21 protein-coding genes are annotated in these 21261 nt (G+C 58.8%); 10 read left to right on the forward strand and 11 right to left on the reverse strand.

Translation table 11 applies throughout. The annotated features are described in order from the left end of the window. The first annotated feature begins 19 nt into the window (after positions 1–19). The gene (locus D7D26_RS06675) at positions 20–1381 is read left to right on the forward strand and encodes an APC family permease (protein WP_120372521.1); all 1362 of its coding nucleotides are present in this window, start codon (positions 20–22) and stop codon (positions 1379–1381) included. Positions 1382–1544: 163 nt separating this feature from the next. Here the strand turns inward: D7D26_RS06675 and D7D26_RS06680 are convergent, their stop codons facing one another. The 6 genes from D7D26_RS06680 to rsmG all read right to left on the reverse strand — a co-directional run bounded on the left by D7D26_RS06680 (position 1545) and on the right by rsmG (position 5810). After that, complete coding sequence (locus D7D26_RS06680) at positions 1545–2216, reverse strand: IMPACT family protein (RefSeq protein WP_158606294.1); 672 nt, start codon at positions 2214–2216, stop codon at positions 1545–1547. Further along, entirely contained in the window at positions 2204–2689 is a 486-nt protein-coding gene (locus D7D26_RS06685) for an HIT family protein (protein WP_078015203.1), read from the reverse strand. The genes D7D26_RS06680 and D7D26_RS06685 overlap by 13 nt, the downstream gene beginning before the upstream one ends. A 478-nt stretch (positions 2690–3167) precedes the next feature. Continuing rightward, a complete protein-coding gene (locus D7D26_RS06690) occupies positions 3168–3407 on the reverse strand; it encodes a hypothetical protein (protein ID WP_078015202.1) in 240 nt (79 codons plus the stop codon). Further along, positions 3408–4367, reverse strand: a complete 960-nt coding sequence (locus tag D7D26_RS06695; protein WP_120372523.1) for a ParB/RepB/Spo0J family partition protein — start codon at positions 4365–4367, stop codon at positions 3408–3410. It abuts the gene before it with no gap. Then, positions 4358–5119 (reverse strand): ParA family protein, encoded by a 762-nt coding sequence (locus D7D26_RS06700; RefSeq protein WP_078015200.1) that lies wholly within the window; start codon positions 5117–5119, stop codon positions 4358–4360. Before D7D26_RS06700 ends, D7D26_RS06695 begins: the two co-directional genes overlap by 10 nt. 4 nt (positions 5120–5123) lie before the next feature. Then, positions 5124–5810 (reverse strand): 16S rRNA (guanine(527)-N(7))-methyltransferase RsmG, encoded by a 687-nt coding sequence (gene rsmG, locus D7D26_RS06705; protein WP_078015199.1) that lies wholly within the window; start codon positions 5808–5810, stop codon positions 5124–5126. 338 nt (positions 5811–6148) lie between these two features. Here rsmG and D7D26_RS06710 point away from each other — a divergent pair, with 338 nt between their 5' ends. Next, positions 6149–6466: a gamma-glutamyltransferase gene (locus D7D26_RS06710; RefSeq protein WP_078015198.1), complete on the forward strand. Its 318-nt coding sequence runs from the start codon at positions 6149–6151 to the stop codon at positions 6464–6466. A 229-nt stretch (positions 6467–6695) separates the two neighbouring features. Here the strand turns inward: D7D26_RS06710 and D7D26_RS06715 are convergent, their stop codons facing one another. Both D7D26_RS06715 and D7D26_RS06720 read right to left on the reverse strand, forming a co-directional pair. Beyond that, a complete protein-coding gene (locus tag D7D26_RS06715) occupies positions 6696–8030 on the reverse strand; it encodes a GntT/GntP/DsdX family permease (protein WP_158606295.1) in 1335 nt (444 codons plus the stop codon). Positions 8031–8053: 23 nt separating this feature from the next. Beyond that, positions 8054–9643 carry an N-acyl-D-amino-acid deacylase family protein gene (locus D7D26_RS06720; protein ID WP_078015196.1) on the reverse strand — a complete coding sequence of 530 codons (1590 nt, stop codon included), beginning with the start codon at positions 9641–9643 and terminating at the stop codon, positions 8054–8056. 373 nt (positions 9644–10016) lie between these two features. Here D7D26_RS06720 and D7D26_RS06725 point away from each other — a divergent pair, with 373 nt between their 5' ends. From D7D26_RS06725 to D7D26_RS06755, 7 genes are all read left to right on the forward strand, one after another. Beyond that, positions 10017–10457, forward strand: coding sequence for a hypothetical protein (locus D7D26_RS06725; protein WP_009164408.1), 441 nt, complete (start codon positions 10017–10019; stop codon positions 10455–10457). A gap of 275 nt (positions 10458–10732) precedes the next feature. After that, the gene (locus tag D7D26_RS06730) at positions 10733–11284 is read left to right on the forward strand and encodes a zinc ribbon domain-containing protein (RefSeq protein WP_078015195.1); all 552 of its coding nucleotides are present in this window, start codon (positions 10733–10735) and stop codon (positions 11282–11284) included. A 431-nt stretch (positions 11285–11715) separates the two neighbouring features. Beyond that, positions 11716–12225 (forward strand): peptide-methionine (S)-S-oxide reductase MsrA, encoded by a 510-nt coding sequence (gene msrA, locus D7D26_RS06735; RefSeq protein ID WP_078015194.1) that lies wholly within the window; start codon positions 11716–11718, stop codon positions 12223–12225. A gap of 47 nt (positions 12226–12272) precedes the next feature. Then, positions 12273–13400 carry a sodium ion-translocating decarboxylase subunit beta gene (locus D7D26_RS06740; RefSeq protein ID WP_078015193.1) on the forward strand — a complete coding sequence of 376 codons (1128 nt, stop codon included), beginning with the start codon at positions 12273–12275 and terminating at the stop codon, positions 13398–13400. 138 nt (positions 13401–13538) lie between these two features. Continuing rightward, the gene (locus D7D26_RS06745) at positions 13539–14606 is read left to right on the forward strand and encodes a DmpA family aminopeptidase (RefSeq protein ID WP_120372525.1); all 1068 of its coding nucleotides are present in this window, start codon (positions 13539–13541) and stop codon (positions 14604–14606) included. A 203-nt stretch (positions 14607–14809) separates the two neighbouring features. Continuing rightward, complete coding sequence (locus tag D7D26_RS06750; RefSeq protein WP_120372526.1) at positions 14810–16192, forward strand: amidohydrolase; 1383 nt, start codon at positions 14810–14812, stop codon at positions 16190–16192. Positions 16193–16471: 279 nt separating this feature from the next. After that, complete coding sequence (locus D7D26_RS06755) at positions 16472–17413, forward strand: AEC family transporter (protein WP_120372527.1); 942 nt, start codon at positions 16472–16474, stop codon at positions 17411–17413. A gap of 1 nt (position 17414) precedes the next feature. Here D7D26_RS06755 and D7D26_RS06760 read toward each other — a convergent pair whose 3' ends face one another. Continuing rightward, a complete protein-coding gene (locus tag D7D26_RS06760; RefSeq protein ID WP_120372528.1) occupies positions 17415–18131 on the reverse strand; it encodes a M48 family metallopeptidase in 717 nt (238 codons plus the stop codon). A gap of 286 nt (positions 18132–18417) precedes the next feature. Next, positions 18418–19557: a M20/M25/M40 family metallo-hydrolase gene (locus D7D26_RS06765; RefSeq protein WP_120372529.1), complete on the reverse strand. Its 1140-nt coding sequence runs from the start codon at positions 19555–19557 to the stop codon at positions 18418–18420. Between the two features lie 403 nt (positions 19558–19960). On the opposite strand from D7D26_RS06765, the gene D7D26_RS06770 reads away from it, so the two are divergent. Then, the gene (locus D7D26_RS06770) at positions 19961–20962 is read left to right on the forward strand and encodes an ABC transporter substrate-binding protein (RefSeq protein ID WP_120372530.1); all 1002 of its coding nucleotides are present in this window, start codon (positions 19961–19963) and stop codon (positions 20960–20962) included. 29 nt (positions 20963–20991) lie between these two features. Here D7D26_RS06770 and D7D26_RS06775 read toward each other — a convergent pair. After that, the coding region (locus tag D7D26_RS06775) for a transposase (protein WP_147413033.1) at positions 20992–21261 on the reverse strand (270 nt) is incomplete at its 5' end.

Consider the following 21261-nt stretch of genomic DNA (forward strand, 5'->3'; position numbering starts at 1 on the left):
GAAGCGGGAGGAAGAAAAAATGAAAGACAACGGGCTGAAAAGGGGTTTAAGTTTTGTCCAGGTCGTCGCGATTTCCTCTGGAGCCGTGATCGGCGGCTGGTTGGCGGAAGCGCCCTACTGGTTCCAGACGACGGGGGCCGGCGCGGCGTTCCTGTTCCCGCTGCTGGCGCTGCTGCTCGTTCCCGTGGGGCTGGCGTTCGGCGAGCTGTCGGCGATGCTGCCTTTCGCGGCCAGCACCGACGTGTGGACGTGCAACGCTTACAATAACAAAGCCGGCTTCGCCACGCAGTGGATGATGTTTCTGATCCAGGTCGTCGAGCCGCCGATGATGGCGTTCATTTTCGGCACGGCGATCAATCACTTCTATTCGCTGACGAACGATCAGATGATGATCATCGCCATGCTGTCCGTCACGCTGTGGTTCGTGCTTTCCAACTTCAACATCAGCCTGACCGGGCGGCTTTCCAACATCTTTTTCTTCGCGATGATCGTCATCTCGCTTGGCGTCTCGACGTCGTTCTTCCTGAGCGGGCACTGGAGCTTCGACAATATCCGCCTGCACCAGGGGTTCTTCCCCAAAGGGGGCTACGGGATCTTCATCGCCATGGCCGTGTTCTCGCTGAAGTTCATCGGTTTCGAAATGACGCCGACGCTGGTCGAGGAAGCCAACTTCCCCGCTTCCAAGCTGTGGAAGGTCATTTTATCCGCCCTTTTCATTCCCGCGCTGCTGTACAGCTTTGTCGTCCTCGCCATGGGCGGCATGGCGCCCTGGAAGGAAATCGCGGCCATGAACATGCCCGAACCCGAGCTGATCGCCCGTTTCGGCCTGCCCGGCATCCTTGCCGTTCTGGCCATTGTGTCCGGGCTGATGCACGCCTTTACGACGTTGATGGGGTTCTGGACTTCCAGCGCGCGCGTGCTGTACGGCGCTTCCCAGCTGAATCAGCTGCCGAAAGTGTTCATGAAGGTGAACCGCTACGGGCAGCCGTTTTGGGCCAACGTCGTCGTGTATCTGTTTTCGCTGTTCTTCTGCTACTTCAGCGGCGACAACTGGGTGCAGTATATCTACGCGATCTCCAGCATCGCCGCGGGCATCGTCTACTTTATTTCCTGCCTTGACGTGATACGTCTCAGGAAGCTGCACCCCGAATGGAAGCGTCCGTTCAGGGCCCCGGGCGGGAACTTCGTCTTCGGCGTCGGTATGCTCATTTCCGTCTGGCTGATCATCGGCGCGTGCATGGAGCTGGACCGCGGCGGATACGTCTCGTTGGGGCTTTTCTTCGCCCTTGGAGCGGTCGTCTACGCTCTCGCCGCCGCGCACCGGCGCGTCTGCGGCTATCAGATGCGCGTCCTTACGCCGGATGATATCGGCAAAGAATAAAACGGTTCTCGTCTTTTGTCTGTAATTTCAGAGAAGATTTTTCGTTGTCCGGGCTTTCGCGTGAAAGCCCGGATTTTTGTGTTCGTCGTCCCCAAGACAGACGTTTGGGCAGGATAGACGGTCGTCGCTTATCCTGCCCAAACGTTTTTTCTGTCGAGTTTTTTCATGATCCGCCGGCTTGGTTTTCCGCCGCGAGCACGTAGCTTTTTCCCCAGAGCGGCGGCGCGGCGAGCAGTTGGCGCCCTTCGTAGCTGTCGAGCAGGGAGCGCAGGCGTTCTTCGAGCGCGGGAGCGACGAGCAGGGTGAGGGTGATGTCCGTTCCGTAGGCGGTACGCAGGCGGTTTTCGGCGACGCCGGCGCTTTTGACGGCGCGGCTGAGGGCGGCCAGATGTTCGTAGCCGCAGCGCAGTTCCAGCTCTTTGAAGGGCAGGGCCGTTTCGACGACGGCGCGCTCGATGACGCCGGCCGCAGCGGCGCCGTAGGCGTCGATGAGGCCGCGCACGCCGAGCTTGACGCCGCCGAAATAGCGGGTGACGACGAGGACTGCGTTGAACAATCCGGCTTTCTGCAAGGCACCAAGGATCGGCCGTCCGGCGGTGCCGCCCGGTTCGCCGTCGTCGGAGCAGAACTCTTCCACGTCGGGATAGCCGGCGCGCCATGCCGGGCAGTTGTGCGCGGCGCCGTGATGTTCCTTGCGCACGGATTCCAGCGTGGCACGGGCTTCGTCGCCCGCGGCGGCGGGGAAGAGGGCGGCGATGAACTCGCTGCGCTTTTCCTTGAAGCTGTAAACGGCGGGGGCCGCGGGACGACGGCAGGGCCGATCTAGCGCCAGCACGAGCGGCAGCGTTCCCAGGTCTCTTCAAGGGAGATGGGGACGACTTTGACGTCGCCGATCGCGCCCATGAAGTTGCTGTCGCCGTTCCAGCGCGGCACGACGTGACAGTGGATATGGGTGTCGATGCCGGCGCCGGCCGCCGCGCCGATGTTGATGCCGACGTTGAAACCGTCGGGATGAAACGCGCCTTTAAGAGATTCGATGGCGCGGGCGATCAGATCGTGGAACTCGAGGGATTCTTCGGGGGTGAAAGAGCTCAGGTCGGTCGTGTGGCGGTAGGGGATGACCATCAGATGCCCCGAGCTGTAAGGGTAGGCGTTGAGAATCACAAAGCAGTGTGTGCCGCGAAAGACGATGAAGTGCTTTCTGTCGTCGCTGCCGTCGGTGGGGAAATCGCAGAAGATACAGCTCTTGCCGTCGCTTTTGGCGGAGTTGAGGTACGTGTACCTCCATGGGGCCATGAGTGTTTCCATGTTCTTTCCTCTTTTCTATGAGCAAAAAGGTGGGAGTTATTCACCGCTGTGGACAACATTGGTGGATAACTTGTGAGCGAGATCGGGATTCGCAAAAATTTGCAGCCGGATCGGCGCGGAAAATGATTTTTTAAGCTCGTTTCGAGGGGATCTGAAAAAAAGCGGAGCGTTTCTGTGGAAACTGTGAATCAAAGCGTCAAGGGGAAAATTGAATGGTCAAAAAACTCTTCCCATGTGAACTTTTTGGCATCGCGATTTCTGTTGAAAGCGAATTTTTTGCGTTCGTTTTTCGTGATGGAGTTTTCAAAAGTCCTCGCAGGTAGGCGTCTCTCGATAGCGTTCTCTTCAAAATATTTTTTGAAAGAGCTCCCTTTCTCCCGGAGATTTTTGTCAAGTGCCGGAAAGTATGCTTTTGTTCTTGTGGAGAAGTGGATAAAATGTGGATAACTTGGGACATTCCACGCGTCACGCCGAAACTTCACTGATTCTGGCGGTCGCGACGGATCATCGCGAGAATGCTTTTCAACTCGCGAACTCCCGAGAGCAACGCGCCGATGAGGCCGGCGATCAGGCACAAGGGGAGGGTCCATTGCGGGTAACCGCGGTCCAGAAAATAACGGCCGATGAACAGCCCTGCCAGGAGGTAGCCGCAAACGAGCAGGGCTGCTCCGACGATGCGGCTGAAGACGATAACGTCTTTGACGTTGGGAGTTTTCATTTATTTGCTGTCCGGATCTCCGCTCATAAAATCGGCTTCGCGGTCCAGCAGGGCGAAAAGACGCTCCACTTGCTCACGGCGCATGCCGTTGATGACGACGCGGTTTTCTCTCTCGCTGCCGAGAACGTTGAAAGACAGGCCAAGACGGCGTGCCACTTTCAGCGCTCCTTTGGGGCGCCAGGGGTCAAGCTGGGGAGCCTTGTAAAGGACGGTAACACGGCGGCTGTTGAGGGAGTCGATGCGTTTTTGCAGGTTGTGAACGGACCAATGGTGCGCGATGCAGTCTGCTACAAGCTCTTCAAGAAATTTCTGCGGTTCCTTCAGAGACAGCAGGGCTTTGGCGTGCCCTTCGCTGAGGTTGCCGGCGGCGATCTGATCCAGCGCGCCCTGGGGCAGCGAGAGGATGCGGAGCTTGTTGGCCACGACACTGCGGCTCCAACCGATGCGCTCGGCCAGTTGGTTCTGGGTGAGCCGATGCTTCTCCATCAAGACCTTGAGAGCGTTGGCGGTCTCGAGCACGGTCAGATCTTCGCGCTGAAGGTTCTCTACAAGGGCGATCTCGCTGAGGAGTTGTTCGTCGCCCCGGACGATGCGCACGGGCACTTCCGAGAGTTCGGCCAGCTCGCAGGCGTGAAAGCGGCGTTCGCCGGCGACGATGCGGTATTTCTTTGCGCTCTTGGCAGGCGCGGGGGCGACGATCAGCGGTTGGAGCAGCCCGTGAACTTTGATGGATGCGGCCAGTTCGCGCAGCGTCGCGCTGTCGAAAAGCTTGCGGGGCTGATTGGGATTGGGCTCGATATCGGCCAGCGGGGCCATTTCGCTGTTCTGGGGGACGCGGCTCACGTTTTGCTTGGCCAGCAGCGCGCCGAGGCCGCGGCCAGACTGGATGATGGACTTCGCGGAAGCGGCGGATTTCTTCGCGGCCTGGGCCGCGGCGGTATTTTTGCGATTTACAGCCATAGTCTTTTGACCTCCAATGCCAGATCGTGATAGGCTTGGCCGCCGCGGCTGGAACGGACGTAGTCGCGGATAGCCAGTCCCTGCGCGGGGGCTGCCGCCAGGTCGATGTTGCGGGGGATCACGGTCTTCAGCACGTGCTCGCCGAAGACGTCGCGGATTTGCGTCTCGATCTCGCGCGTGAGGCGCAGATTTGGGTTGTACATGGTGAGCAGAATCGCGTCGATCTGCGCGCCCTGGTTGATGCCCTGCTCGCGGACCATCTGCACGGTGCGCGCGAGCAGGCTGAGTCCCTGCATGGAGTAATATTCGCACTGTACGGGCACCAACAGGCGGTTGGCGGCGGCCAGCGCGTTGACGGTAAGCAGCCCCAGCGACGGCGGGCAGTCGACGAGGACGACGTCGAAGTCGTTTTCGAGCTTGCGTAGCGCTTCGCGCAGGCGGAACTCCCTTCCTTGAAGGCTGCCCATTTCCAGATCGGCGCCGACCAGATTGATGTTCGAGGCGATCAGCGAGACGTTTTTGGCGCTGGTCGAATGCAGCGCCCACTTGGGATCTTCATTGCCGACGACAAGGTCATAAAGCGACACGGAGTCGTCGAACTGAAAGCCGAGACCGCTGGACGCGTTGCCTTGAGGGTCCGCGTCGACGACGAGCACCTTTTTGCGCATGGCGCCGAGTTCGGAAGCGAGATTGACGCAGGTCGTCGTCTTGCCGACGCCGCCTTTCTGATTGATGACCGCGATAGTCTTCATCGTCTCACCTCCACCACGGTTTTTTTTCGGCCCGCCCGGGCTTGCGCGGATAAACCGCGGGGCAGGGCGCGCTTTTCTTCCAGAGAAGCATGTAGCTCTTGTGATCTTTGATGTCGTATTCGTAAAGTTTCGGCTCGTTGAGGCCAAGCACGTTCCAGCGGCCTTCCAGCGGCGCCAGCTCTTCGCCGACGGAACTGCCCTTCATGGCGATTAGCACGCCGCCTTCGCGCACCAACGGCGCTAGATATTCGGCGATGACGCCGGCTTCGCTGACGGCCCGCACCACGGCGGCGTCGTACTGCTCGCGACGCGCGGCGGCGAAATCCTCCGAGCGCGCGCAGACCACTTCCGCGTTGGAAAGGTTCAGCCCAGCGACAATTTCTGCAAGGGCCTTGCTCTTGCGCGAAAGACTGTCCAGCAGCGTGAATTCCAGATCGGGGCGGCAAACGGCCAGGACGGCGCCGGGCAGACCGCCGCCGGTACCGACGTCGACGACCGTACCTGAGGACGGCAATAGCGGCAGCATGTGCAGACAGTCTTCGATGTGGTCGCGCCACAGCGTTTCCTCGTCGTGAGGTCCCGTCAGCCGCACTCGCTCGTTGGCGACAGACAACAGCGAAGCGTAGCGGCGCAGCCGCGTCAGCGTTTCCGCGGACAGTTCGGGGAGCGGCGGCAACGGTTGAATCTCCATGGGGTTCACCTCCATGCTTCATTTTCGGTTCAATCATACCGCAAAAATGTTCCACGTGGAACAGCGAGCCCCCTTTTCTTGAAGGTCTGTTTGGTGAGAAACAACGCGTGAAACGGCATTGGATCGTTGGCGCTGAACGTTCGCCCCCATCGCCGGAAAAGCGATGTTCCACGTGGAACATCAGGCGGTTGGAAGGACGCCCAGCAGATGTTTTGCCGATGGAAAAATTTCTCTTAAATAAAAGAGATATAAGAGATTGATTAATACTGACTATTATTGGATCATATTCGTGGAGCACCGAATGAAGCGTCGGAGGGAATCGCTTTTTTGTTTTTGGGATGGACGGATCTTCGCTTGCGGCAGCCCCCGGAGGCACCCGCATCATCACCACCGTCCTGCAGGTGATCTCCAATGTGATCGACCATAAAATGCCCATCAACAAGGCGGTCAGCGCTCCCCGGGTGCATATGCAGTGGCTGCCCGACGAGCTGCGCGTGGAACCGATGAACGGCCTCAGCGGCGGAACCGTCGACAGTCTGCTCTCCATGGGCTACTCGCTGCCGCTCAAATCCTACATGGGCGACGTCAACGCCATCCTGATTGATCCCGAGAGCGGAGAAATGACGGGGAGCCATGATTCGCGTCACGAGTTTTGATTGATCCGGTAAGGAGCTTTTGAAAATCCGCGCTGTTATAAATAAAGAAGCCGTCTCAAAAGTCAATTGAGGCGGCTTCTTTGTTCTTTTTTTGATGAATCTCTTCGTACTCATGCTGTTTGTTGACTAAAACGTTGAATAGCAGGAGCGTCCCAAGGGAATTTAGTCGCTCAGGATGTTCTCGATTTGGAGATCTCCTTCGGAGCTCTCGTATCGTTCAGTTGTCTGGTTATATCGGGAAGAAAATCGGCATCGCAAACCATGACCACACGATGATGAACGCGATTGACGTCATAGATACTGACCAGCCGCCGAACAGCATGGCTTTCAGACTTTCGCTGCGCGCCAGTCCCATTGGAGCGATCATGTTCGATCCGGGATAGATCGACGTTGTGACGCGGGAACCGCAAATCAACGCCAGAGCCCAGAACTCCATGGGGACGGAGGCTGTTTTCACGGCGCTGGCGAACAAACCGTGCGTAACTTGCAGCTGCGCGACGGCGCCGCCATTGACGCCGAAAGAGCCGACCAATGTGCCCATAATGACAACCATCATGCGGCTTCCCTCGCCTGCAAACGAAACAAGGATTTTGCCAAGAGCTTCAAAGCCATGACCATAATTGATGTATTCGAGCATCATGTTCAACAAGATAAAGAGAAGAAATGTGCCGGCCATGGAGCCCATGCCTTTGGCAAACGCCCGGAACATGACTGACATATCGAGGGACTTGAAAAGGCAGATCACGAGAGCCAGAGCCAGCATGACGAACACCGTGAACGCCGTTTTTTGATGGGTGATCATCGAAAACGTCAGAAGTCCGACAAAGCCAATTAGGAACGCCAGTGTCACGCGCTTTTCCTGAGCGGTGATGCCGAGCGTCGTCTGTTCGGCGGTGTCGAGCTCGTATCTTTCGTCGTAACTTGGGTCGTGTTGAATTCGCAGACCGCAGAAGTAGATGACCGTGAGCCAAATGAGACCATAAGGAAGCGCGGCCCACAGCATCATACGACCGTAGCTCAGATGCGTAATCGCAAGGAGAGCGACAGTCGGCCCCGTGAATGGTCCCCAGATCAGACCCGTTTCGCCGGATGATTGGAAAAGACAGGCCACCGTGGCAGGTTTCAATCCTGCCGCCGCTACAATAGGAATGAGGATGGGGGCGACGATAGCACAACCGCCCGCCAAGGTTCCCAGCAGACCGCAGACAAGCGTTGTTGTGACGATCACACAGAGAATGGCACGTTTTTCAGTCGTCACGCCGATATATTTGACGATCCAATACACGATCGTATGGCTTACACGCGCCTCGCTCATGACACTGCCGAGCCCGGCGCCGCACATGATGATGAAGCCGATCAGACCGAGCGTCGATCCCAGCGATTTCACAACGAGAGCTCCCGTCATGGCGGGGGTTTGTCCCGTCAGAATATAACCAAACAGACAGGCGATCATCGCGATCGTCAGCGCGTGAACTTTCGGACGGAACGAAACAAGAATGTATACTGCAAGCGGAATCAATGCCCATAACGATTCTTCAGGAATCAACGCATAAGGCCCCAACATGGAAATCCCTCTCCCCATGGTCGTTATTTATGGACAACAAGGTGTCCGATGTTATCGCCAGTCTGTTCGCCATTTTTGAACGCGACACGGCCGTCGATCACAACCGCGCAAATGCCTGCCGGTTTCTGGGGGGAATCGGTGTACGTGGCGCGGTCGCTAATTTCGGCCGCATCGAAAACGGTTATATCCGCGATCTTATCGACGGCAATCACGCCGCGGTCCTTCAGGCCGAGGATTTGCGCCGGAAGCATTGTAGCCTTGTAAACAGCGTCTTCGAGGCTCATCAGCCGATGTTCCCTGATCGTCTGGAAATAACGGGGAAAGGTGCCGAAACTGCGCGGGTGCGGGTTCGTCCCAAGAAAATGGCGGTCATAGGTCATCGCGTAACCGTCCGATCCGATACAGACGAACTGCTCGCGCATAATGTGCAGCATATCGTCTTCCGAAAGGCTGAAATAACAGCACGGAACGCCCCCATCGCTCGCACGCAGCAGGCGAACGACGGCCTGAGCCGGAGGCAGCTCCATGTCCGCGGCGATCTCGTCAAGGCGTTTCCCTTCATACTGCGGGAGTCTGCCGTGCGTGGAAACGACCAGAACCGCATGGGCGCCGCCGCGGCGTTCGATTTCCGATTCCGTTTCAGAGAGCAATTCTTCCGTCGGAGACGCAAGGCGTTTGCACATTTCATCCGAACCGCCATCATGGGCCCAGGCAGGAACCAAGGCCGACATGCCTGTCGACGTTGCGGTATATGGATACTGGTCGCACGTGATATTCAATCCTTCTTCGCGGGCCGCTCTGATTTTTGCAAGGAGCTCTTTGGAACGGCCCCATTGCGGTTTGCCGATCAACTTGAGATGGGAAATCTCGACGTGGACGCCGGAATGGCGCGCCACTTCGAGCATTTCATCGACCGCTTCAAAGATTTTCGTGCTCTCGCTGCGCATATGAACAGTAAGGATCGCATCGTGCCTTTTAAGCACTTTGCCCAACGCGACGAACTCGTCAATCGCGCCGTACGAACTGGGCGGATAAATCAGGCCGAGCGACATGCCAAATGCGCCTTCGCTAAGTTCCCGCTCAAGCACGCGCTCCATATGTTTCTGTTCCTCGAAAGTCGGTTTTCGCATGCCAAATCCCATGACCATGCCGCGAAGTGTGCCGTGACCGACAAGGACGCCGATATTTGTCGCGGCTGGGCAACGTTTCAGGTGTTCGGCATAATCCGACAGAGAATCGTCCTCGACGGTCCTGCCATCCATCGGCAGTTCGAGACCTGAAGAGATGAGGCGAGTGATCGCCTCGCGTGAAGCGTCGTCGGTCGGCAGACACGAGATGCCGCAGTTTCCGACAATCTCGAGCGTGATGCCTTGATAGAGTTTACTCTGCATTTTCTGATTGGTGAAAAAGGGACTCATGTCGGAGTGGGAATGGATATCGATGAATCCAGGAGCGACGATTTTTCCAGAGGCGTCGATCGTCTCCTTTGCTTCTTCTTCGATCTGCGGGGCGACCGCGACGATCTTTCCATGGCGGACGCCAACGTCTGATTTCCGCCGCGTCGTTCGTGTTCCGTCAATGACGGTACCGTTTCGAATCAAAAGATCTAGCAACGCATTTTCCCCCTTAAAAGTTCTCCATTTTTTGAATAACGCTCAATCGCCCATAAAGACAATAGAATTTACGGACCGCCTTCTTCTTTGCCTTCACGAGGGAGGTCTCCATCTTTCGGAGAGCTTCCGATGATATCTTATTCGTGAAAAATTATAACATTAATAAATGAATAATGCCATGTATACTCTAATTTTTAGTATGGAACGGATATTTATGAAAAGGATGCTGGAAGCCCATGAAATTTGCTTTTCATGTCATATGGACAAGTGATGGCGCTTTTTGACATTCGTAGAATCAGATGGGAGATCGGGGACTGGTATATAATAAGAAAAAACGGCGTCTTACAGAGCGCTGATCGAGGAGGATTTTCCGATGGGAGTGTTAAGGGAAGAACTGCGCCGCAACTTGATGAACGCCGGCGCGGTACTGGTCGGATATGCTTCGTTGGCGGGAAACGAAAAGCTGCCTTATCCGGCGCTGACGCAGGCCGTGTCCTACGCTGTGCGCCTCGAACCGGCCGACGGCAGCGTCTGGGCTTACGCGCGCGCCTACTTCGAAGCGGGAGACAAGGTGGAGCTGCTGGCCGAACACGTCAAAGCGTGTCTGCGCCGCTACGGCTTTGCCGGCGAGGTCATGCCCAAGGCGTATATGGACGGCGAAACGCCGGTCACCGAGTTCCCCGACCAGACCGCGGCGGCCGCCGCCGGACTGGCGGAACGCAACGGCGACGGCCTGATGACGGCGCCGGAATTCGGCGTCAACGTGCGTTTCGGCACGGTGTTCACCGACGCCACCTGGAAGAAAACGGAATAACGAGCACAGGAGATCCCGCGGACGAAAAGCGTTCGCGGGATCTCCTGCGTCGGCGCAGACGGAGCGGGGAAAATTTATAGTCAGGTTTAATCAATTTCTTCTCTCGCAGAATTTGCCGCGAGAGTTCGCGTTTTTTCAGTCCGTCGCAGCCGCTTCGTCCGCGGCTGTGCGATGGAAAAAGTTTCGCGCGCTTCTTTTTTGGCGGCCGCTGTGATATTATTCGAAAATAAAAACGTGATTTCGGGTTTTTATCCCGACGAACGGAGGAATCACCAATGAAGAAGTGTGCATACTGCGGCTCCGAATTCGACGGAGCCCTGCACGAATGTCCCTATTGCGGCGGGCGCGCGGCGGATCACATCTGCAAAAACTGCGGCGCCGAGTACGACGGCGCGGCCTGTCCGCAGTGCGGCGTGCGGGCCGACGACGAAGGGCAGAGGTGCCCCCGCTGCGGCGCGCGCATGTTCAAAGGCGAGTGCTCGTCCTGCGGTTATATCGCCGACCGTTCCAGGGCGGCGGTCGCCGAGGTGAAAAAGGTGGGCAGTACGGTAGCCTCCATGGCGGGAACGTTTTTTCTCTGTCTTGTGGGCTTTGTGTTGCCGTTCGTCAGCAACCTGGCGTTTTTCTATGGCAAAAAGCGCGGCTCCTTGGTCAAATGGCTGTCTTTTGGATACAGCCTCTTTTATATTGCCGCCATGCTGAACTCGGAGCAGTCCCCGGAGAAAGACGCTTCTCTCGGGCCGATACTGGCCGGTCTGACCGCGCTCTCGCTGGTTGCCGTGGTTTTCCGCGTCTGGAAGCAGCGGGGATCGGAGAAAAACGATTAAGCGAAAGAAAGCGAAAGAGCCGTCAGGCGTCGTTTCCGGCGCTTGACGGCCCGTATTTTATAGTATCCTGTCTGGAAATTCGGATCGCCGTATTTCGCCGCCGCGAAGGCGTTTGTCGTCGTGTCCGCCCGCCGGGGAACACTGTCTATTCGTCAAACAATGTATCAAGGCTTCGGATCCACGCGCCGGGCGACGCCGCTTTGTCCCTGGGACGCAAAGCCGCGTTGCGTTTGCTTTTCGCTACGGCGCAGAATATAATTTCGATATGAAACAGCCGGAGCCGTCGCCCGCTGTTTTGACGCAAGCCCGCGGCGCCCCGTGATCGAGTCGATGTGGAACGGGGAACGTGCCATCTGGGGCTGGAGGTGGCGGCGATCCCCGAGCGTATGCCCGTTCCCGCCGAGCCGCGGGAATAATAAGGAGGAAGACCGATGTCGAGGAGGATCGTTTTGGCCGGAGGCTGTTTTTGGGGCCTCGAGGCCTACATGAGGGAATTGCCCGGCGTATTGGATACGGAAGTGGGATTCGCCAACGGGCGCATGCCGCACCCGACGTACGAACAGGTCAAAGCCGGCGGCACAGGGTACGCCGAGGCCTGCAAGGTCGAATACGACCCGCAGATCATCAGCCTGCGCACGCTGCTGCGCCACTATCTGCGCATCATCGACCCGACGACGCTGAATCGGCAGGGGCCGGATATCGGCGCGCAGTACCGTACGTCCATCTACTACAACGACGACGAGGAGCGCCGTCTGGCCGAGGAGCTTCTCGCCAAAGAACAGAAGAACTGGGACGAGCCCGTCGTCACGACGGTGGAGCCTCTGGTCAACTTTTATGCGGCCGAGGAATACCATCAGGATTATCTGAAAAAGAAGCCGTGCGGCTACTGCCACGTCAACCTCGCCTTGCTCGACGAGCCGCTGCCGCCCGAGGAAGACTGAGCCGCGCTCTGCCGCGGCATCGCTGGAATTTTGAGAGGAGAATCGTTTTGGAAGCGTTGTTTCAGGGTTTTTTGAGCCTGACCTGGCAGCAGGCGGTGATGATCGGCATCGGCCTGACGCTGGTCTGGCTGGCGGTGGCCAAGGAATACGAGCCTTCGCTGCTGCTGCCGATGGGATTCGGCACCGTGCTGGTGAACATTCCCATGACGGCGGCGCTGACGCAGGCCATGGACGGCACGGTGGTGCCGGGGGCGATCAGCGTGCTGTTCGACGCCGGTATCGCCAACGAGATGTTCCCGCTGCTGATCTTCATCGGCATCGGCGCGATGATGGACTTTTCGCCCGTGATGGAACGCCCCGTCTACGCGCTCTTCGGCCTGACGGCGCAGGCGGGCATCTTCCTCACCATGGGGCTGGCCTATTACGTTTTCGGCTTCAGCGTCAGGGAAGCGGCTTCGATCGGCATCATCGGCGCCGCCGACGGCCCCACCTCGATCTTCGTCTCCAGCCGCTTCGCGCCGCAGCTGCTGGGACCGATCTCCGTGGCGGCGTATTCCTACATGTCGATGGTGCCGGTCATCCAGCCGCCGGTGGTCCGCGCGCTGACGACCAAAGAGGAGCGGCGCATGAACATGACGCTCCGCGCCGGGCGCACGGTGAGCAAGCGTGCCAGGATCCTCTTCCCGATCGTCGTCACGATCGTGGTCGGCATCTTCGCGCCCTCGTCGTCAACGCTGATCGGCTTTCTGATGTTCGGCAACCTGCTGCGCGAGAGCGGCGTAGTCGCGCGCCTTTCCAACAGCGCCCAGAACGAGCTGGCCAACATCGTCACGATCATGCTGGGGCTGGGCATCTCCTGCACGATGACGGGCGACCGCTTCCTGCGCGCCGACACGCTGATGATCCTCGGCATGGGGCTGGTGGCCTTCGTCTTCGATACGGCCGGCGGCGTGCTCAGCGCCAAGTTGCTGAATCTGTTCATGAAGGAAAAGATCAACCCGATGATCGGCGCGGCGGGCATTTCCGCCTTCCCGATGTCGTCGCGCACGATCCAGCAGATGGCGGCCAGGGAAAAACCCGGCACGTTCGTGCTCATGCAGGCTTCCGCGGCCAACGTGGCCGGACAGATCGGCTCCGTCGTCGCTGGGGGGCTGCTGTTGGCGCTGTTGAGCTGATTTTTTCCCCGATCGTAAAAATCGAGCCGCGCCGTTTTTTTCGGATGGAAGAGACGGAGCGGCTCGATTTTTATGGCCCGGCGGCTATAATATGAACGGGATTCTTTCATCTTGCGCTGTGAAAGGGACGTGTGAAACGTGAAAAACAACGACTGGCTCGAGCGTTTCGGACTGAGCGCCGGCCGCCTGCCCAAAGGCCCCCGCAACACGATCGCCGACGTGGCGGGCGTGATCGTGGGACACGCGACGCTGGCGGAAGGGAAAACGCAGACGGGCGTGACGGCGGTGATTCCCGCGCCGGGCAGTTTGTTTCGGAACAAACTGATCGCCGCCTCGCACGTGATCAACGGCTTCGGCAAGACGGCGGGGCTGGTGCAGATCGACGAGCTGGGCACGCTGGAAACGCCGATTTTGCTGACGAATACTCTCAGCGTCGGCGACGTCTGGCGCGCGTTGTCCCAGGCGATGATCGAGAGCGAACCGTCGATCGGCGGCGCGGCGGGCACGGTCAATCCACTGGTGTGCGAGTGCAACGACGGTTTTCTAAACGACATCCGCGTCCAGGCGGTGACGCCGGAGCTGGCGCGTCAGGCGCTGGCGGCCGCCGCGCCCGATTTCGCTCTCGGCGCCGTGGGCGCGGGACGGGGCATGAGCTGCTACCAGTTCAAGGGCGGCGTCGGTTCGGCTTCGCGGCTGGTGACTGCCGGCGCACGGACCTATACGCTGGGCGCGCTGGTTCTGAGCAACTTCGGCGAGATGGAGGACTTTACGCTGGACGGTCAGCCGACGGGGGCCGAAGCGAAAAAGATCCTCGCCGCGGAACAGCTGCGCGAGCAGGGATCCTGCATCGTGCTGATCGCCACCGACGCGCCCATGACCGCGCGCCAGCTGAAGAGGCTCTGTAAACGCGCCAGCGCCGGCATCACGCACACCGGCTCGATCATCGGCAACGGCAGCGGCGAGATCGCCGTGGCTTTTTCCACCGCGCAGCGGGTTCCCTTCGACGCGGCGGGGGAACTGGCGTTTCGTTCGGTCAGCGACGCGCACGCCAACCTGTTCTTCCGCGCCGTGATCGAGTCGGTACACGAGGCGATCCTCACCTCCATGCTGGCGGCCGAGACGGTGACGGGTTTTCAGGGACACCGGCGCGTTTCGCTCGCTGTGCTGGCCGGGCGCGTGCCGGGGTTGCCCGCGCCGCGCCGTTAAGTCCAGAGGCAAAGAGACGCGTCGATCCGGAAAAAGCGCTGTGCTCCTTTTCGGACAGAATGTTCCACGTGGAACATTCTTCGTTGGAATAGATGAACGCTGATGTTACGTGATATGCGTTCGGACATTTCTCTTGGTTCCCGCGGCAATCCCCGCTTTTGCCGCGCGTGAATTCGAAAAATCCAGAGGGAGGGGGTTTTTTTATGGTTGGAGAAGTCGCGTTAAAAGCGATTCAGGCACGAGAGGAACGGTTTGTCGCTCATGCCAAAAAAATCTGGGAACATCCCGAGACCGCTTACAACGAGGTGAACACGTGCGCGGTCACGGCCGAGCTGTTGCGTGATCTGGGTTTTACCGTGGAGACGGGGCTGTACGGCATGCCCACCGCCCTGCGTGCCAGCTGGGGCAGCGGCGGCCCGGTGATCGGTTTTTTGGGCGAGTTCGACGCTCTGCCCGGTCTGAGCCAGAAGGTCGGCACCCGCCAGGAACCCGTACGGGACGGCGCGCCGGGGGAGGGCTGCGGGCACAACCTGCTCTGCGTGGCGCCGCTGGCGGCGGCGTATGGCTTGAAAGAAGAGCTGCGGGCTTCCGGCTGTCCCGGTACCGTAGTTTACTATGGCTGTCCCGCCGAAGAGGCCCTTACCGGCAAGGTCTTCATGGCCCGCGGCGGCGCGTTCCGTGAGCTGGATCTCGCTTTTTCCTGGCACGGAGCCGCAAAAAACTGCGTCATGCGCGGCGTCATGACCGGATTGAACAGCGCCAAGTTCCATTTCACGGGGCGCACCTCTCACGCCGGCGGCGCGCCGGAGAACGGCCGCTCCGCCCTCGACGCCGTCGAGCTCATGAACGTCGGCGCCAACTACCTGCGCGAGCACGTCACCATGGACAACCGCATCCATTACGTCGTCACCGACGGCGGCATGGCTCCCAACATCGTCCCCGACAAAGCCTGCGTCTGGTACTTCGTGCGCGCCCTGACCCGCGAGGCCGTGGAAGACACGTATCGCCGCCTCGTGCTGGTCGCCGAGGGGGCGGCGCACATGACCGAGACGAAAGTGGAGATCGAGTTCCTCGGCGGCTGTTATCCGACGCTGGAAAACCGCGTCCTCAGCGACGTAATCTATCAAAGCCTGCAGGAAGTGGAAAGGCCCGTCTGGACCGAGGAAGAGCTGGAATTCGCCGAGGCCATCAACGTACAGAATCCGAACTACGATCAGATCAAACGGCGCCCCGATTACGACGGCCCGCTCGGCGTCAGCGTCGGGATCCGCGAGGAGAATGGCTTTGGCTCCACCGACGTGGGCGACGTGCAGCACATCGTCCCCTGTGCGGAAGTGAACACCGCTTCGTGGAACTGCGCCGCTCCCGGCCACAGCTGGCAGGTCACATCCTGCGCCGGCTCGTCCATCGGCATGAAAGGCATGCTTTACGGCGCCCGCGCCCTGGCTCTGACGGCCGCCAAGGTCGCCGCCGACCCGCAGCTCGTCGCCGCCGCCAAGGCGGAGTTTCTCGAAGCCACCCACGGCGAACCCTACCGCTGCCCTATCCCCGCCGACGTTCCCGTGCCTATGCCGGTCCAGAAATAAGAGCGAGACGCGAATAATGCCGCCAGACCGTCGGAAATCTTCCGACGGTCTGGCGGCATTATCATTATGAGGATGGGACTGATACGGTCTCTTTATTAAAAAACAGTAAAATGCTGTGGCTGGCGACGAGTGTTCCGTCTCGCGTAGCGGCTTTCAGGCGAGCGTGGTAAACTTGTCGAAAAGTGACGAGACGGCGACGGCAGGGATTGTTCCACGTGGAACATTCCCTGCCTCGAGAGCCGCCGATCCTGATCGGATGCGGACGGAGGGGCTGAAACGATGCAGGGCTTTCTAACGAATCTGGTGATTTTCATCGTCATGGGCTGCGGCTGGTTTCTGAAAAGACGAGGGCGGCTGACTGAAACCGGACTGAAGGAACTAAACGGGCTGCTTTTCTCGTTGCTGATGCCCGTCAGCTTTTTCAAGGCCGGACTTGGCTTCAACGCGTCCATGATCCATGGCTGGCGCTTTGCTGCCGTGCTCATTGGCGGTTATGCGGCGGCGACGGCAGTGCTCTGGGTGATGTCGGGACTGCGCAAGATCGCGCCCGAACGGCGCGCCGTGTCCATGCTCACGTCGGTGCGTCCCAACGCGATCTTTATCGGCCTGCCGGTGATGACGCTTTGGCTCGGACAGGCGGGCACGGAAGCGCAGCTACTCTTCGTGGCGGTGGGAACGCCGTATTTCAACCTCGTACCGCTGCTGATGTCGCAAATTGCCATGAGCGGTCGGAGCGACGGCCGGTCACTGGCGAACGCGTTGGTGCGGACGGTCAGAAATCCGATCCTGCTGGCGGGCATCTGCGGCATCCTGATCGGCGCTTTGGGCTGGACGCCTTATATCCCGCAATGGTTTGCGCGCGTCCTCGAGGTGCTGGGCGACTGCGGCAACGGCATGGCGCTGCTGGTCATCGGCGCGGCGCTGGCGCCGGAGCGTCTGTGGAGCGACGTCAAATCGGCCTGGCCCGACATGCTCATGAAGCTGTTCCTTCACCCGGCGATCGTCATGGCTGCGTTCATGCTTTTTCCCGTGGAAAATCCCGTTGTCATGCAGGTGGCGGTGGTCGGATCCGCGGTGGCGCCGGCCTTCAATTGTTACGTTTTGGCCCGCGGCTTCGGCATGGACGCCGACTACGCGGCCATGCTGGTAGCGTCGTCGACGCTGCTGTGCATGGTGACGTTGCTGTTCTGGATGGCAGTGACGCCCTGCATTTTCGTGTAGGCTATTCTGCGGACGGTTCTTTCATTGTCTGGTTTGTCAGCGCGCGCCGCTGCCGCCAGTCGGGCAGACAGCGGGCCACGCAGTTCCAGAAAGCGGCCGAATGGCTGGCGACGATCAGATGGCTGAGTTCGTGCACGAGGACGTACTCGAGGCAGCACGGGTCTTTGGCGGCGAGGCGAAGATTGAAGCACAGCCGCCCCGTGCGCGTATTGCAGCTGCCCCAGCGCGTCGTCATGTCGCGCACATGCCACCCCGAGGCTCGCACGTCCAGCACGGGCTGCCAGCGGGCCAGCAGCGGCGGGATGGCGAGCCCGAGGCGGGCGCGCAGAAAGCTGTGGATCAGTTTGCCCCGTTCATCGGCGGTGCCGTTTTCCGGCAGGTTCAGGAGAATGGTTTCGCCGCGCAGGCTGGCGCCGTACGGCCGCCCGTATGTGACGACCAGCGGCAGAGAACGGCCCCATAACAGCACGGTGTCGCCGGCGTCGTGTTTCGTCCGCTCATCCCGCATCTGCAAAACGGCGGCGCGGCGCTTGTGCAGCCAGTGCGACTGCGAAGCGACGAAGCGTTCGATCTCCGCATCGGGCGTGCCCGTCGGGCAGGAGACGCGCAGCATGCCGTCGGGACGCACACTCAGGTACATGTTCTTTTGCGGGCGGCGCACGATCAGCGCCGGCGCGCCGAGGATCTCGCGCACATTGCCGCCGTTTCTGCTTTCCATCGCGCTTCCCTCCTTTTTTGCGTTCAGTTTATCATGTTTTTTGAAACGACCGCCGTCGCGAAGAAGCGGCGGCAATAATATTAATTATATACGATGTGTTCTTATCCATTGCAAATTCATGAACGATAGAAAAAAGTTCTACGTGGAACATCGAAAAAAACGTCCTATAAAAGCGCTCCGGTACGACCGATGAATCTCTTTCGTCGCGTCGTGTCGGGGCGCTTTCGCTTCTTCCGGCGTTTTTGTTCTTTTTCCGTTTCGCCGCTTTTTCGCGGCTGATTTTATTCTAGGGTTCCTGCGCGGCGAGCATCAGGCTGAGGGAGATTTTCAGCCCCGTTTCCAGACTGCCCAGGTCTACCCACTCTTCGCGGGTGTGCGCGCCCATGCCGACGACGGTGCCGAGCGTATTGGCCATGATGCCCAGGGACAGGGGCACGTTGCTGTCGGTGGACGAGGGGGTGACGGTCAGTTCGCCGTCGTAATAGCTGCGGATCACGTCCAACGTGCGGGCGGTAAAGGCTTGCAGCGCTTCGCGGTTCAGCATGCCGTCGCCGGGGCGGACTCCCAACAGTTCGACCGCGAATTCGCCGCCGCGGTTGCGGTTGGCGTCGAGGATCGCGTCGAACTGGACCTTCATGTAATCCAGGCATTCCTGGGAAGGAGAGCGGAATTCGTATAGCATCGCGGCATACTGGGCGATGGAGTTGACGGTGGAGCCGCCCTCGATGCGCCCGACGTTGAAGGTCGTGCGCGCGCTTTCGGGCAGCGTGACGGCGTAGAGATCCTCGATCAGGTGCGCCATGCATTCGATGGCGTTGGCGTTGCCGAAGTTGGCGTAGGAATGGCCGCCCGCGGTCCGGCACGTGACGCGGTAACGATAGGATCCGACGGCGCCGCTGCAGCAATGGCCGAGCTTGCCGTCGAGCGAGTAAAAGGCTGTGACGCGCGGCCCGTAGGCGGCGAACAGCGCCTTCATACCGTCGAGGTTGCCCAGCCCTTCTTCGCAGGCGTTGGCGACGATCAGCACGCCCTGCGTCAGTTCCTCTTCGCGCCGCGCCAGATGACGGGCGGCGATCATCAGGTTGACGAGGTTGGCGGTGTCGTCGCCGATGCCGGGCGCGTAGAGCCGGCCGTCTTCCTCGCGCATGGGCAGCGGCGCCGTGTCGGGAAAGACGATGTCGGTGTGCGCTGCGAAGACGATCAGATCGCTGTCCTGTGGCCCCAACTTACAGATCACGTTTTGGGCGGCGTCGATTTGCACGTCCTTGAATCCCTGCGATTTGAACCACTCGCTGACGAAGGCCGCGCGCCGGCCTTCGTCGTGCGACGGTGCCGGGATCTTACCCAGCGTGCGCAGCAGGTCCTGAGCCTCTTTTACGTTCTCGCGGGCGAACTGTTCGGCCGCGGCCTTGATCATGTCGTTCATGACGGACTCCCCCTTTATAAAGTTCATCGAACGGGCGCTCTTTTCGAAAACCGTGTTTCATCATAAACGACGGGTCCGTCCCCGTCCAGTGCGAAATGGACAAAAAAAGGGCGACGCGTTGTGATTTTTGGCGTATGATTCTTGGTTTTACCGGAAATTTTTAAGCGTACTCGCGTGATCGTAAAAGAATAAGGCAGGAACGCCCCTTTGCAAACGATTCTTTCGGACAGAACTGATGATTTGCGGCGAAGCAGAATTTCCGAACAACCAAGACGATGCAAAACGTTTTCTTGAGAGTAATACTGTTCATAAATTCGAATTGACTTTTCAAAAGCCGAATGATATGTTGATTAAGCATAAAAACTATAACCGTTACTAACGGTTGAGAAGGGGCGATCGTTTTATGAACAGAAAACTGGTTGCGGTTCTGGCAGGTGCGGCGACGCTTGTTTCTGCCGCGGCCTTCGCGATGACGAAGGAAGAGGAAGACGCGGCCTGGAAGAAGGAGCCTGCTTACGGGCGCGTGATCAATGTGGGCTACAATGGCGGTCTGTGTCTCGGCACTTTTGGCATTGCCGAGATCAAGGGTTTCTACGCCGAAGAGGGCTTGAAAGTCAAGATCACGCGCATGACCAAGGACGTGGACGCCATCGGCACCGGCAAAGTCGATGTGGTGGGCGGCCATATCGCTAAGTTCATCATTCCTACGGTTAACGGCGTGCGCATGAAATTCACGACGGGCATCCACACTGGTTGTAAATCGCTGTACGTGCTCGCCAAGGGCGACATCAAGAACACAAAAGATCTGGTCGGCAAGACGGTAGCTGTGCCGAACGGCATTGGCGATTCGGATCAGAACATCGCCATGCGCTTTTTCAGCCGCGACGGTATCAGTCCCTTCCGTGACATCAAATGGAAGGTCGTGGAAGCGGGCGTCAGTATCATGGCCATGCAGAACGGAGAGATTGAGGCCGCGCTGCTTGAAGATCAGTTCGCGCGCCGTTTCCTCGACGATGGTACCCTGCGCATCGTGCGTTCGCTGACCTACGACGATGACTTCAAGAAAGAAGCCTGCTGCGTTCATGCCGTCAATCTGGACTTCTACAACGAGAACCCGATCACCGTGAAGAAACTGACCCGCGCCCATGAAAAGGCCAGTCAGTGGATTCTCGACAATATCGACGAGAGCGTCCGCCTCCTCCTTGACCACAAGTACGTCACCGGCAACTTCGACCTCGTGCAGTCCATCCAGAAAACTCTGGATTATGGCATCAGCGATCAGGCGACGGAGGAGACGCTGCGCCTTATCATCCGCGACTATCAGAGCTTCGGCATTCTCGACCCCCGCCTCGATCCCGACAAGATCCTGAAAAAGATCTGGGATCCGGTCCTGCAGCACGATTAGGGCTTGTTTAAAAAACATTTCAGCTTGTATTATTTCAATAAAATAACACTGGCAGCAACAAGAACAAAAGCGAAAAACGAAGCGTCAAGTTTGTCATAGCGGGTGAAAATTCTACGGAACCATTTGATTTTCTGAAAGAAACATTCAACCAAGTGTCGTTCCTTGTAAACATGCTCATCTATAAACCACGGTTCGGGATTATCGCTCTTCGGCGGGATAGTGTAACTTCCCTCCCGAGAAGTAATGTACTCTCTGATGGCTTGCGAACCGTAAGCCTTATCGCCGATGACGTTGCTCCC

The organism is Pyramidobacter sp. CG50-2, from assembly GCF_003612005.1.
Lineage (GTDB): Bacteria > Synergistota > Synergistia > Synergistales > Dethiosulfovibrionaceae > Pyramidobacter.

Bases quoted from the DNA above. Each gene is read 5' to 3' on its own strand.
- D7D26_RS06675 (WP_120372521.1), top strand. From the start codon at position 20: ATGAAAGACAACGGGCTGAAAAGGGGTTTAAGTTTTGTCCAGGTCGTC.
- D7D26_RS06685 (WP_078015203.1), bottom strand. From the start codon at position 2,689: ATGGAAACACTCATGGCCCCATGGAGGTACACGTACCTCAACTCCGCC.
- D7D26_RS06690 (WP_078015202.1), bottom strand. From the start codon at position 3,407: ATGAAAACTCCCAACGTCAAAGACGTTATCGTCTTCAGCCGCATCGTC.
- D7D26_RS06695 (WP_120372523.1), bottom strand. From the start codon at position 4,367: ATGGCTGTAAATCGCAAAAATACCGCCGCGGCCCAGGCCGCGAAGAAA.
- D7D26_RS06700 (WP_078015200.1), bottom strand. From the start codon at position 5,119: ATGAAGACTATCGCGGTCATCAATCAGAAAGGCGGCGTCGGCAAGACG.
- rsmG (WP_078015199.1), bottom strand. From the start codon at position 5,810: ATGGAGATTCAACCGTTGCCGCCGCTCCCCGAACTGTCCGCGGAAACG.
- D7D26_RS06710 (WP_078015198.1), top strand. From the start codon at position 6,149: ATGGACGGATCTTCGCTTGCGGCAGCCCCCGGAGGCACCCGCATCATC.
- D7D26_RS06715 (WP_158606295.1), bottom strand. From the start codon at position 8,030: ATGTTGGGGCCTTATGCGTTGATTCCTGAAGAATCGTTATGGGCATTG.
- D7D26_RS06725 (WP_009164408.1), top strand. From the start codon at position 10,017: ATGGGAGTGTTAAGGGAAGAACTGCGCCGCAACTTGATGAACGCCGGC.
- D7D26_RS06730 (WP_078015195.1), top strand. From the start codon at position 10,733: ATGAAGAAGTGTGCATACTGCGGCTCCGAATTCGACGGAGCCCTGCAC.
- msrA (WP_078015194.1), top strand. From the start codon at position 11,716: ATGTCGAGGAGGATCGTTTTGGCCGGAGGCTGTTTTTGGGGCCTCGAG.
- D7D26_RS06750 (WP_120372526.1), top strand. From the start codon at position 14,810: ATGGTTGGAGAAGTCGCGTTAAAAGCGATTCAGGCACGAGAGGAACGG.
- D7D26_RS06755 (WP_120372527.1), top strand. From the start codon at position 16,472: ATGCAGGGCTTTCTAACGAATCTGGTGATTTTCATCGTCATGGGCTGC.
- D7D26_RS06760 (WP_120372528.1), bottom strand. From the start codon at position 18,131: ATGGAAAGCAGAAACGGCGGCAATGTGCGCGAGATCCTCGGCGCGCCG.
- D7D26_RS06765 (WP_120372529.1), bottom strand. From the start codon at position 19,557: ATGAACGACATGATCAAGGCCGCGGCCGAACAGTTCGCCCGCGAGAAC.
- D7D26_RS06770 (WP_120372530.1), top strand. From the start codon at position 19,961: ATGAACAGAAAACTGGTTGCGGTTCTGGCAGGTGCGGCGACGCTTGTT.